This is a genomic window from Acidovorax sp. GW823-FHT02H02, from assembly GCF_058797075.1.
The window spans coordinates 1-626 of record NZ_JBXAJH010000051.1 but is presented as its reverse complement, the minus strand read 5'-3'; the positions used below and the strand labels follow the sequence as shown (position 1 = coordinate 626).

The window sequence follows — 626 nt, the reverse complement described above, 5'->3', positions numbered from 1 at the left end:
CCGTAGCGGCTTGCCCTTGAACCGCTCAGAACGGCTCAGCCTTCTTGGCCTGTTCGCGTGCCTTGATGCGTTTCTTGGCCACGGCTGTGCTGTGCATGAACCTGTGGGACTCGTTGCCCGTCTCGACGATGTGGCAGTGGTGCGTGAGTCGATCCAGCAGTGCCGTGGTCATCTTGGCGTCGCCGAACACGCTGGACCATTCCTTGAAGTCCAGGTTGGTGGTGATCATCACGCTGGTCTGCTCGTAGAGCTTGCTCAGCAGGTGGAACAGCAAGGCGCCGCCTGCCTGGCTGAAGGGCAGGTAGCCCAGCTCATCAAGGATGACCAGGTCCATGCGCTGCAAGCTCGCTGCGATGCGGCCTGCCTTGCCTTGGGCCTTCTCCTGCTCCAGTGCGTTGACCAGATCCACCGTGGAGTAAAACCGCACGCGTGAGCCATGGCGCGTGATGCCCGCCACGCCGATGGCCGTGGCCAGATGCGTCTTGCCCGTGCCGGGGCCACCCACTAGCACCACGTTGTGCGCCTGCTCGGTGAACGCCATGCTGGCCAACTGCTCGATGAGCTTTTTGTCCACGGGCGAGCATTCGAAGTCGAAGCCCGCCAGGTCGCGGTGCACGGGGAACTTC

General features: G+C 62.9%; 1 protein-coding gene. It reads right to left on the bottom strand.

The genetic code is table 11. The features are described from left to right. Positions 1 to 25: 25 nt before the first annotated feature. The coding region (gene istB / locus AC1RDS_RS20990; protein WP_492227366.1) for an IS21-like element helper ATPase IstB at positions 26 to 626 on the bottom strand (601 nt) is incomplete at its 5' end.